The sequence below is a fragment of the Arthrobacter oryzae genome (assembly GCF_003634095.1).
Lineage (GTDB): Bacteria > Actinomycetota > Actinomycetes > Actinomycetales > Micrococcaceae > Arthrobacter > Arthrobacter oryzae.
In genome coordinates, this window is the sequence record NZ_RBIR01000015.1 from 20371 (window position 1) to 32385 (window position 12015).

The 12015-nt window shown below is 65.3% G+C and carries 7 protein-coding genes, 1 tRNA gene and 2 pseudogenes; 5 read left to right on the forward strand and 5 right to left on the reverse strand.

From position 1 onward, the window contains the following. The first annotated feature begins 199 nt into the window (after nucleotides 1-199). The 3 genes from gltB (at nucleotide 200) to pyk (ending at nucleotide 7855) form a co-directional block, all read left to right on the forward strand. Nucleotides 200-4816, forward strand: a complete 4617-nt coding sequence (gltB, locus tag C8D78_RS19470) for a glutamate synthase large subunit (RefSeq protein ID WP_120955537.1) — start codon at nucleotides 200-202, stop codon at nucleotides 4814-4816. After that, nucleotides 4809-6266, forward strand: a complete 1458-nt coding sequence (locus tag C8D78_RS19475; protein ID WP_120955539.1) for a glutamate synthase subunit beta — start codon at nucleotides 4809-4811, stop codon at nucleotides 6264-6266. The genes gltB and C8D78_RS19475 overlap by 8 nt, the downstream gene beginning before the upstream one ends. Nucleotides 6267-6352: 86 nt before the next feature. After that, nucleotides 6353-7855, forward strand: coding sequence for a pyruvate kinase (gene pyk / locus C8D78_RS19480; RefSeq protein ID WP_120955541.1), 1503 nt, complete (start codon nucleotides 6353-6355; stop codon nucleotides 7853-7855). A 122-nt stretch (nucleotides 7856-7977) separates the two neighbouring features. On the opposite strand, the gene C8D78_RS19485 is transcribed toward pyk, so the two are convergent. Continuing rightward, nucleotides 7978-8583 carry an ANTAR domain-containing response regulator gene (locus tag C8D78_RS19485; protein ID WP_120955543.1) on the reverse strand — a complete coding sequence of 202 codons (606 nt, stop codon included), beginning with the start codon at nucleotides 8581-8583 and terminating at the stop codon, nucleotides 7978-7980. 205 nt (nucleotides 8584-8788) lie between these two features. On the opposite strand from C8D78_RS19485, the gene C8D78_RS19490 reads away from it, so the two are divergent. After that, nucleotides 8789-8870 (forward strand) — tRNA-Leu (locus C8D78_RS19490). Nucleotides 8871-9747: 877 nt separating this feature from the next. Continuing rightward, nucleotides 9748-10050, forward strand: a pseudogene (locus tag C8D78_RS19495) (DUF4193 family protein); the annotation flags it as partial. A 151-nt stretch (nucleotides 10051-10201) separates the two neighbouring features. On the opposite strand, the gene C8D78_RS19500 reads toward C8D78_RS19495, so the two are convergent. The 4 genes and pseudogenes from C8D78_RS19500 to C8D78_RS19515 all read right to left on the reverse strand — a co-directional run. Next, entirely contained in the window at nucleotides 10202-10489 is a 288-nt protein-coding gene (locus C8D78_RS19500) for a twin-arginine translocase TatA/TatE family subunit (RefSeq protein ID WP_120955545.1), read from the reverse strand. A gap of 63 nt (nucleotides 10490-10552) precedes the next feature. Beyond that, a complete protein-coding gene (tatC, locus tag C8D78_RS19505; protein ID WP_208642017.1) occupies nucleotides 10553-11347 on the reverse strand; it encodes a twin-arginine translocase subunit TatC in 795 nt (264 codons plus the stop codon). A gap of 48 nt (nucleotides 11348-11395) precedes the next feature. Further along, a complete protein-coding gene (gene tatA / locus C8D78_RS19510; protein WP_120955548.1) occupies nucleotides 11396-11665 on the reverse strand; it encodes a Sec-independent protein translocase subunit TatA in 270 nt (89 codons plus the stop codon). Nucleotides 11666-11725: 60 nt separating this feature from the next. After that, nucleotides 11726-12015: pseudogene (locus tag C8D78_RS19515) on the reverse strand (glycosyl transferase); the annotation flags it as partial.

The window sequence follows — 12015 nt, forward strand, 5'->3', positions numbered from 1 at the left end:
AAGAGGGATTGTGGCGGACAGCAGATAGGCGCCGTCCACGCAAGCCCGGGCCAGCACCTGCGTAACTGTTAGTACAGGAGGCCGGGCTGGCCTACAATTCCAGTTAGAAAAACACTCTGTTGCGCCCGTCACACCGGCCTGCTGAGTGGGGCCAATGTTGTCCCTCCCATACGCACGATCAGGAGGAAGGACGTCTCCAATGACCCAAACTCTTCACAGCCCCAGCTGGTCCGATCCGGACCAGCCGTCGGCCGCCATGTCACCCTTCGCACGCTTCGCGTCGATCCCGGCCGCTGCCGGGCTCTACAACCCGGAGAACGAGAAGGACGCCTGCGGGCTGGCCATCATCGCCACGCTGCGCGGCGAGCCGGGCTACGACATCGTCGACGCGGCCCTGACCGCCCTGCGCAACCTCGAACACCGCGGCGCCGTGGGCGCGGATGAGGGAACCGGCGACGGCGCCGGCCTCCTCATGCAGGTCCCCGACGAATTCTTCCGTGCAGTCACCGACTTCGAGCTTCCGGCCCCCGGCCAGTACGTGGTGGGAACGGCTTTCCTGCCGGCCGAGCAGCGCGAATCCGACGCCGCCCGGCTCGGAATCGAAGGCCTTGCCGCGGACGAGGGCCTGACGGTCCTGGGTTGGCGCGAGGTCCCGATTGTGGCGGACCTGGTCGGGGCCATGGCCCGGGCCTGCATGCCGCACTTCTCGCAGCCGTTCTTCGCCTCCAGCACCGGAGAAACCCTCGAACGCAACGAACTCGATTCCCGCGCCTGGCGGATCCGCAAACGCGCCCAGAACAAGTTCGGCGTGTACTTCCCGTCGCTGTCCTGCCGCACCATCGTCTACAAGGGCATGCTCACCACCGCCCAGCTCGAGCCTTTCTACCCGGACCTTTCAGACAAGCGCTTCAAGACCAAGCTCGCGATCGTCCACTCGCGCTTCTCCACCAATACTTTCCCGTCCTGGCCCCTGGCCCAGCCCTTCCGCACGATCGCGCACAACGGCGAGATCAACACCGTCAAGGGCAACCGCAACTGGATGCGGGCACGGCAGTCCCAGCTGGCCAGCTCGCTGCTGGGGAACTCCCCGGAAGAGCTGTTCCCGATCTGCACCCCCGGCGCCTCGGACTCCGCTTCGTTTGACGAGGTTGCGGAGCTGCTGTGGCTTTCCGGCCGGCCCATCACGCACTCGATCATGATGATGATTCCGGAGGCGTGGGAAAACCACGCCACCATGGACCCGGCCCGCCGCGCCTTCTACGAGTACCACTCCATGCTCATGGAGCCCTGGGACGGCCCCGCGGCCGTCTCCTTCACGGACGGCAACCTGGTCGGCGCCACCCTGGACCGCAACGGACTGCGCCCGGGCCGCTACTGGATCACGGAGGACGGGCTCATCGTCTTCGCCTCCGAGGTCGGCGTGATCGACGTCGAAGCTTCCAAGGTGGTCAAGAAGGGCCGCGTATCGCCGGGCAAGATGTTCCTGGTGGACACCGAGGCCGGCCGCATCATCGACGACGCCGAGGTCAAGGCCGAGGTTGCCGCCGCGAACCCGTGGGCCGAATGGCTCAAGGACAACCTGATCGACCTCAAGGACCTCCCCGAGCGCGAGCACGTGGTCCACACCGCGGCGTCCGTCAACATCCGGCAGCGGACCTTCGGCTACACCACCGAGGAACTGAGGATCCTGCTGGGCCCGATGGCGCGCACCGGCGCCGAACCGCTCGGTGCCATGGGCTCCGATACCCCCGTGGCCGTGCTCTCCAAACGCCCGCGGTTGCTGTTCGATTACTTCGTCCAGTCCTTCGCGCAGGTCACCAACCCGCCGCTGGATGCCATCCGCGAAGAGCTCGTCACGTCCCTGACCTGCGCGATCGGCCCGAACGGGAATCTGCTGGACACCAAGCGGGTCCGGCAACCGCAGATCGCCCTGCCGTTCCCGGTGATCAACAATGACCAGCTGGCCAAGATCGCGAACATCGAAAGCGCCGACGGCGATCGGGTCGCCATGAAGGTCCGCGGTCTCTACCGCCCCGAAGGCGGCGAGAACGCCCTCCGCGCCCGGCTCACCGAAATCTGCGAGCAGGTCTCCGGTGCCATCAACCGCGGCGTCCAGTATGTGGTGCTCTCGGACCGTGACTCGAACGCCCAGTGGGCACCGATCCCGTCCCTGCTGCTCGTCAGCGCCGTGCACCACCACCTGCTGCGCAGCGCCAACCGCACCAAGACCGCCCTCGTGGTGGAGGCCGGCGACGTTCGCGAGACGCACCACGTCGCCGTGCTGATCGGTTACGGCGCCTCCGCCGTGAACCCGTACCTGGCCATGGAATCCGTGGAACAGCTCATCGCCTCCGGCGACGTCGTGGGGGTCACCCCGCAGGACGGCGTCTACAACCTGATCAAGGGCCTCGGCAAGGGTGTCCTGAAGATCATGTCCAAGATGGGCATCTCCACGGTGGCGTCCTACACCGGCGCCCAGACGTTCGAGGCGCTCGGCCTGGGCCAGGACCTGGTGGACGAGTACTTCTCCGGCACCCATTCCCAGCTCGGCGGCGTCGGCCTCGAAGTCATTGCCGCCGAAGTCCTGGCCCGCCACCGCATGGCCTACCCCGAAAACGGGATCGAGCTGCCGCACCAGCCGCTGCTCGGTGGCGGCGAGTACCAGTGGCGCCGTGACGGCGAACCCCACCTGTTCAACCCGGAGACCGTCTTCCGGCTGCAGCATGCCACGCGTGAACGTCGCTACGACATCTTCAAGGCCTACACCCGCGGCGTTGATGACCAGTCCGAGAACCTCATGACCCTGCGCGGGCTGCTGAAGTTCAAGGCCGGGCTGCGTCCCGCGGTGCCGCTCGAGGAAGTGGAGCCCGTCTCCAGCATCGTCAAGCGCTTCTCCACCGGCGCCATGAGCTACGGCTCCATCTCGCAGGAAGCCCACGAGACCCTCGCGATCGCCATGAACCGGCTGGGCGGCAAGTCCAACACCGGTGAAGGCGGCGAGGACGTGGACCGCCTGCTCGATCCCACCCGTCGTTCCGCGGTCAAGCAGATCGCCTCCGGCCGCTTCGGCGTCACCAGCCTGTACTTGTCCAACGCGGACGACATCCAGATCAAGATGGCGCAGGGTGCCAAGCCCGGCGAAGGCGGCCAGTTGATGGCGCAGAAGGTCTACCCCTGGGTAGCCCGCACGCGGCACTCGACGCCCGGCGTCGGCCTGATTTCGCCGCCGCCGCACCACGACATCTACTCCATCGAGGACCTCGCGCAGCTGATCTATGACGCCAAGCGCGCCAACCCCTCGGCCCGCGTGCACGTCAAGCTCGTCTCCGAGGTCGGGATCGGCACCGTGGCGGCCGGCGTCACCAAGGCGAAGGCCGACGTCGTCCTGGTTTCCGGGCACGACGGCGGTACCGGCGCCTCGCCGCTGAACTCGCTCAAGCACGCTGGCGTCCCGTGGGAGCTCGGCCTCGCCGAGACGCAGCAGACTCTCATGCTCAACGGCCTGCGCGACCGTGTGGTGGTGCAGGTGGACGGTCAGCTCAAGACCGGCCGCGACGTCGTGATCGCTGCCCTGCTGGGCGGCGAAGAGTTCGGTTTCGCCACCGCCCCGCTGGTGGTCTCGGGCTGCATCATGATGCGCGTCTGCCACCTGGACACCTGCCCGGTGGGCGTCGCCACGCAGAACCCCGAGCTGCGCTCCAGGTTCACCGGCAAGCCCGAATTCGTGGTGAACTTCTTCGAGTTCCTCGCCGAGGAGGTCCGCGAAATCCTCGCGGAACTGGGCTTCCGCAGCATCGAGGAAGCGATCGGCCACGCCGAGATGCTCGATTCCCGTGAGGCGATCAGTCACTGGAAGGCCGAGGGGCTGGACCTGGATCCGATCCTCCACGGCCTCGAGTTCGACGACGACGCGCCGCTGCGCAACCTGACCGGCCAGAACCACGAGCTGGACAAGCACTTCGACCAGCGCCTGATTGCCATGGCGGCGGAGGCCCTCAGCGACCGCACGCCGGTGAAGATCTCGGTGAACGTCATCAACACGGACCGCTCCGTCGGCACCATGCTGGGCCACGTCGTCACGAAGACCTTCAGCACCGACGTGCTGGCCACGGACACCATCGACATCACGCTCAGTGGCACCGCCGGCCAGTCGCTTGGAGCATTCCTGCCGGCCGGCATCACGCTGCGGTTGTTCGGCGACTCCAACGACTACGTCGGCAAGGGTCTGTCCGGCGGGCGCATCATCGTCCGGCCGGACCGCACCAACGTGTTCCGGGCAGAGCGCAACGTGATCGCCGGCAACGTGATCGGCTACGGCGCCACGAGCGGCGAGATGTTCCTGCGCGGCCAGGTCGGAGAACGCTTCCTGGTGCGCAACTCAGGCGCCACCGCGGTGGCCGAAGGCATCGGCGACCACGGCTGTGAATACATGACCGGCGGCCAGACGCTCATCATCGGGCGCACCGGCCGCAACTTCGGCGCCGGAATGTCCGGAGGTACGGCCTACGTGCTGGACCTGCAGACCGAACGCGTCAACAAGCAGGCCCTCGAATCCGGCGAGCTGCAGCTGCGCGAGCTCGACGCCGAGGACCGCGAAATCGTCCACGGGCTGCTGCTCAAGCACTCCGAGGAAACCGAGTCGCTCCTCGCGGCCCGGCTCCTGGAGAACTTCGATGACACCGCAGCCCGCATAACCAAGGTGCTGCCGCGCGACTACGCGGCCGTTCTGCAAACCCGTCTCGACGCCATCGAAGAGGGCCTGGACCCCGACGGCGAAGAAGTTTGGTCTCGAATCCTGGAGGTGACCGGTGGCTGATCCACGCGGATTTCTGAAAGTACGTCAGCGTGAAACCCAGCCGCGCCGTCCCGTTCCGGTCCGCATCATGGACTGGAAAGAGGTCTACGAGGCCCAGGAAAAGGGTGTCCTGAAGAGCCAGGCGGGCCGCTGCATGGATTGCGGCATCCCGTTCTGCCACCAGGGCTGCCCGCTGGGCAACCTCATTCCGGAGTGGAACGACCTCATCTGGCGGGACAAGGGCGAGGAAGCGATGGAGCGGCTGCACGCCACCAACAACTTCCCCGAGTTCACGGGCCGGCTGTGCCCGGCACCCTGCGAGGCCTCCTGCGTGCTGGGCATCAACCAGCCGGCGGTGACCATCAAGCAGGTCGAGGTGTCGATCGTGGATCAGGCCTTCGAAAACGGCTGGGTCAACCCGTTGCCGCCGGCGCGACTGACCGGTAAGACGGTCGCCGTCGTCGGCTCCGGCCCGGCCGGACTGGCCGTCGCCCAGCAGCTGACCCGCGTGGGCCACACAGTGGCGGTCTACGAGCGCGACGACAAGATCGGCGGGCTCCTGCGCTACGGCATCCCCGACTTCAAGATGGAAAAGGAGCAGGTGGACCGCCGGCTCGAGCAGATGAAGGCCGAAGGCACCCGGTTCCGCACCGGGGTTGCCGTCGGTACCGACGTGACGTGGGAGCAACTACGCCGCCGGTACGACGCCGTCGTGATCGCCACCGGCGCCACCGTCCCGCGTGACCTGCCCATCCCGGGCCGCCAGCTTGAGGGCATCCACTTCGCCATGGACTACCTCGTGCCGGCCAACCGCGTTGTGGCGGGGGAGACCGTGGAGAACCAGATCAACGCCGCCGGCAAGCATGTGGTGATCCTCGGCGGCGGCGACACCGGTGCCGACTGCCTCGGCACCGCGCACCGGCACCAGGCCGCGTCCGTGACCACCCTGGCGATCGGCAAGCAGCCGCCCGTCGAGCGGGCGGGCCACCAGCCGTGGCCGACGTTTCCCACCCTCTTCGAGGTCGCCAGCGCGCACGAGGAAGGCGGCGAACGCACCTACCTCGCCTCCACCGTGGAGTTCGTGGGGGAGAACGGCAAACTCACCGGCGTCAAGGTCGCGGAGACGGAATTCGTCGACGGCAAGCGCCTTCCGAAGGCCGGCACCGAGCGGATCATTCCCGCGGACCTCGTCTTCCTGTCGCTGGGCTTCACCGGCCCCGAGCCGGCCGGCATCACCGAGCAGGTCAGCGCAGAGTTCGACGGCCGCGGCAACGTGGCCCGGGACGGCTACTACATGACCAACACCGAAGGCATTTTCGTCGCCGGCGACGCCGGCCGCGGTCAGTCGCTCATCGTCTGGGCCATCGCTGAGGGGCGCGCCTGCGCCGCCGCGGTGGACAAGTTCCTGATGGGCAGCACGATCCTGCCGGCCCCCGTCGCGCCGACGGACAAGGCGATGGCTGTTCTGTAGTCCTGCCGGTCACTGGTTTCTTCAGGTCATCAGGGATTCACACTCGCTTCAACTTAATCCATGCAACAGACCACTAGGGTAGGTATATGAGACGCGCTAAAATCGTGGCCACGTTCGGACCGGCAATTGCAAGCTTCGACAACACGCTTGCCGTGCTGGAAGCCGGCGTCGACGTGGCACGCATGAACATGAGCCACGGTGATTACTCCGTGCATGACAACACTTACGAGAACGTTCGCAAGGCTGCCGGGCAGCTCGGCAAGGCCGTGGCCATCATGGCTGACTTGCAGGGCCCGAAGATCCGTCTGGGCCGCTTTGTCGATGGCCCGCACCTTCTGGAGGTCGGTGACAGGTTCACGATCACCACCGAGGACGTTCCGGGCACCAAGGACATCTGCTCCACCACGCTCAAGAGCCTCACCGAAGACGTCCAGCCGGGCGACGCCCTGCTGATCGACGACGGCAAGGTCGCCCTGCGCGCCATCGAGGTCGACTCCGTCAAGGTGGTCGCCCAGGTGATCGTTGGTGGCTGGGTATCGAACAACAAGGGCATCAACCTGCCCGGCGTGGCCGTCAACGTGCCGGCGCTGAGCGAGAAGGACGAAGACGATCTGCGCTGGGCCATGCGCCGCGGCGTGGACATGGTTGCCCTCTCCTTCGTCCGGGATGCCTCGGACATCAAGCGCGTACACGAGATCATGGACGAGGAAGGTCGCCGCGTGCCGGTGATCGCCAAGATCGAGAAGCCGCAGGCCGTGGAGCAGCTGCCCGAGATCATCGACGCCTTCGACGCCATCATGGTGGCCCGTGGCGACCTCGGCGTGGAACTTCCGCTGGAGGAAGTGCCGATTGTCCAGAAGCGCGCCGTTGAACTGGCCCGCCGCTGGGCCAAGCCGGTCATCGTGGCCACCCAGGTCCTGGAATCCATGATCGACAACCCGCGCCCCACCCGCGCGGAGGCCTCCGACTGCGCCAACGCAGTGCTCGATGGCGCCGACGCGGTCATGCTCTCCGGCGAGACCAGCGTGGGCAAGTACCCGATCGAGACCGTCAAGGTCATGGCCCGGATCATCGAGTCCACCGAGGTCCACGGCCTCGAGCGCGTCCCCCCGCTGGGCACCAAGCCCAAGACCCGCGGCGGCGCCATCACCCGGGCCGCCGTCGAGATCGCCGACCAGCTGGAAGCGAAGTACATCTGTACCTTCACCCAGTCCGGTGACTCGGCCCGCCGCCTCTCGCGACTGCGCCCGATCCGGCCGGTCTTCGCCTTCACCCCGGTGGAGCACGTCTGGAACCAGCTCGCGCTGACCTGGGGCATCCAGCCGGTCCTGGTCCCCATGGTGGGCCACACCGACGAGATGACGGCCCAGGTTGACCGCAGCCTGCTCGAACTGGACCTCGTCGAGGACGGCGACCTGGTGGTTATCGCCGCCGGTTCGCCTCCCGGAAAGGCCGGTTCCACGAACCTGCTGAAGGTCCACAAGGTGGGCGACCTCGCCGACGCCGGCAGCCACGGCGCAGCCACCGTCACCAAGGATAAGCTCGGCCCGTGGCCGGAAAAGAAGAAGAAGAACCGGGTCCAGCCCTAGTTCTTAGCGCTTGAGCGCAAAAAGGGAGGATCCCCGCCGGTTGGCGGGGATCCTCCCTTTTTGCTGCTGTTTTGCTGCGAGGCCGGGCTGCAGCTAGCTGACGCTAGTTGACCGGCTTGACCCTAGTTGACCTGGTTGATGATGGTCTCGGCGACCTCGCGCATGCTGAGGCGGCGGTCCATGGAGGTCTTCTGGATCCAGCGGAACGCTTCCGGTTCCGTCAGGCCCATCTTGGTGGTCAGGAGGCTCTTGGCGCGCTCCACGAGCTTGCGGGTGGCGAACTGTTCCTGCAGGTCGGTGACCTCGCTCTCGAGGGCCTTGATTTCCTCGTGGCGGGAGAGTGCGATCTCCAGGGCCGGGATGAGGTCTGCAGGCGTGAACGGCTTGACCACGTACGCCATGGCGCCTGCGTCGCGGGCGCGCTCCACGAGTTCCTTCTGGCTAAACGCCGTCAGCAGGACCACGGGGGCGATCCGGGCCTTGACGATCTTTTCAGCGGCCGTGATGCCGTCCATGACGGGCATCTTGACGTCCATAAGGACCAAGTCGGGCTTGAGCTCCTCGGCGAGCTGTACGGCCTTTTCGCCGTTGTCCGCTTCGCCGACGACGTCGTAGCCTTCGCCTCGCAGGATCTCGATGATGTCCAGGCGAATGAGAGTCTCATCCTCGGCGACAATTACGCGGCGAGCCGGTTGGGACGTGGGGGATGACTCCGTCTGTTCTGACACGGGAACTCCTTGGAAAGGTACGGCGGGAACTACACCATCATAGGTTTCGTCCGCCGATGTACTTGGACCGGTTTGGTTCGATGCGGCGTCACTGGCGCGATTCTGGAATTCAGCCTATCTGCATGTAGAGTAATTTCGCGCACTGGAAGCGATCGCGTTGCTCACAGCACTGTGGTTGAGTGATTGTTACACTGGTGTACTCCGCGCCCGAGTGGCGGAATTGGCAGACGCGCCGCACTCAAAATGCGGTATCGAAAGGTGTGTGGGTTCGAGTCCCACCTCGGGCACAGCATTCCCCCTCGTCAGAGGGGGTCTTTGCTTTAACGTGTGTACATTGACCCCTGTTCGGGTCCCTCTGACGCTTGTTGCTAGTGCCTGGCCGCCGCGGTGGCCTGTGAAGTTGTGGGGGTGGCGAGTTCAGTGCCCTGGCTGGTGGGCCCTCCGCTTGTTCGGACGTAGGGTCGGTTGGGTCTCCTCTTTCTGGATTGTTCTGGTGGCCGTGGTTGGTCTTGTACCTCTTCATGCCGAGCGCTCTTGCTGACGACATGACCTGCGGAAACTCTCTTCAAGATTTTTTGTCCTCGATTGCCTCCTTCCTGTGGGCTGAGGGGTGAGGTTGGAGGCCATTTGTCCGGCCAAAGGGGGTGTGTACACCGTCCACGGGTGGCTTTTCGACCCGCATTTTGCTCCCCTCCTGCTGGTTCTGCCGGTGCCACTTCATCCAGGTCTCTGTTGCAGGCAACATGACCTTGCGCCCCGGACCCTCGGTTTCCCAGGACGTTCCGGGTTCAGCGGGAACGTCCCCGGGGATATCTGCGGCTGTGGTTTACGATCGGTCGACAGAGTCCAGGTGTGTTGGATCCGGACTTTTCTTCCGGGGGGCGGTCCTATTCGGTCGATCCGTAAGACCTGCCCATAGTTGGACGCGCGTCTATCGTTTTCCTGGCACCTATAAGAGACGCGCTTATCCTGCCAGGTGTCGCGGTGCCGCCAGGGACGAGTCAGGTGCCAGGTTGGGCGCTGAGAGTTACTGGGGCCACTGTCAGAAGTGCCGAATCGGACCCTGTTCCGACGGACCTTAGGCTACGTACCTGACGTCAGGTTGAGGTGTACTTCAACCTGACAAGGGTAGTGACCAATGCCGAAATTTGGCACTGGCTCCCGCTGGCCCGGGACCTCCCGAGGGTTCACGGAAGGACCTGTTCCGATGTCAAAGAATTGGACCGTTCTCTGGAGGCCCTGCGGTCGGCAAACGCCCCGGATGCCCACAGCGTCGTCCGGGAGCTCGACGGGACCGACGCGTTGGATGAAACCGTGACGTTTGGGAGAGGTTGTCGCCGAGGAACTCATCGTTCAGGTCATTCCCCAGGCCAAGGACGAGTTCATCTGCCATTCCTGTTTCCTGGTCCGGGACGGGTCCCAACTTCCCGCGAAGGGACCGGCCACTCGTACTGCATCGAGTGCGAAGACAAAGAAGCTTCTCCTTCAAGGCATCCGACCAAAAACAGCCTTATCGGCGACCCAGTCCACGCTCTCGCTATTGGTTGACCTTCAATAGAGCCTCAGGCCAAGGGCGAACCGATGACTGGAGGGCCGCATGAGGTGCTGCAGTTGCCGGTCAGGTGGCGGGAGTGTCGGACGGCGCTGGCGGGTTGTCGTCGGTCAGTGCCTCGCGGATGATCCGCCGCGGATCGTACTGTCGGGGGTCCATCTGCCCCCAGTCCAGGTCCTGGAAGTCGGGACCGAGTTCCTCGTTCAGCCGTTCCCGGGCGCCGGATGCCATTCGTCGTACCTCCCGCACGAGGTGGCCAAGCTTCGCAGCATACTCCGGCAGCTTGGTCGGTCCAAGGACCAAAGCACCAATGATGAGGAGAACAACGAATTTTTCAGCGCCAATCCCAAACATATCCAATCCTTTGAGTCGAGGAACCGGCACTGCGCGGGCTCCGGTGGGGATTCATACCGAAGCCTAGAAATTCTCCAGCTCGGAGCTGGGGGTTGCCTGGTCGGCCGTGGCTTCGGTCTCGGCGGCGCGTTTGACGGCGCGCCGTTCGCGCCGGCGGTCGTTGAGCAGGCAGAGGCCGATCGCGGCGAAGAACAGCGCCAGCATGGGCACGGCCAGGTAGAACATGCTCGTGGCGTCGGCGCCGGGCGCGGCCATCGCGGCGAAGAGGCACACCAGGAACACGGTGATCCGCCAGCTCTTCAGGAGCTGGCTGCCCTTGATGAGGCCGGCCAGGTTCAGCCCGAACAGGACCACCGGGAGCAGGAACGCGACGCCGAAGGCCAGTAGCAGCCGCAGGACGAAGGTCAGGTACACCTGGGCGCTGATGAAGTTGGAGCCGCCCGCCGGCGTGAACTCGGTCAGGACGCGCACCGCGTTCGGCAGCACCATCCAGGCCAGCAGAACGCCGCCGACGAACAGTGGCACGGCCGCCGCGACGAAGGACAGCGCCACGCGCCGTTCCTTCTTGTGCAGCCCGGGGACAATGAAGGCCCACAGCTGGTAGAGCCAGACGGGACTGGCGATGATCAGGCCCAGAAACACGGACACCTGGATCATCAGATCAAACGAGCTCGCGACGCCGTCAAAGTTCAGGGTGGCCTGACGGCCCTGCTGTTCGTTCAGGTCGCGGATTGGCTTGGTCAGCGCAGCCAGAAACGGCTGGTAGACGACGAAGCCCACCACGGTCCCGATGACGACGGCGATTGCCGCCTTGAAGAGCCGGTTGCGCAGCTCTTTCAGATGGTCGAGGAGCGCCATCCTCCCCTCGGGGTTCGATCGACGACTCATGGTTACTGCCATGCGGTCTTAGGCGCGGGCCGACGGCGGAACGTCGGTTCCATCGCCGGTGCGGCTTTCCGGCGAGCCGGCCCTGGGGTGGTTGATGACCCGGCCTTCGACCGGCCCGGAGCCCTCGTTGGCGTCGGGGGTGCCGTCCTTCTTCATTTCCCGGACTTCCGACTTAAAAATGCGCATCGACTGGCCCAGGCTGCGGGCCATCCCCGGCAGCTTCGGTGCAGCGAACAGCACCAGTGCCAGAACGATGATGATGATGAGATGCCAGCCTTCAAGCCTCATGTCACGAGGTCCTTTCGTTTGAATAATTTCTATGTCTTACCGTCTCTCCCGCCCGCCCACTCACCCCGGGGGGCCGGGATCCTCCAGCGGGCCGAAGCCCTTGCCGCGGAGCCCGGTGGAAAACGCCCGGAACCAGTCGGCCAGCCCGCGGAAGTCGCCGCGGCGCAGGAAATAGCCGAGATAACCGCCCACATCCGCGACGAAGGACTTGACCCGGAAGTGGCGGCGGATCATGTAGCCGCGGTTCCGGTAGTGGAAGTAGCGCTTGAAGGCGGAATCCGGAACGATTACGTGCCACCGCGCGCCGAAGACGTGTTTGGTTTCGGAAAACGCGTGCGGATGGGTGATGG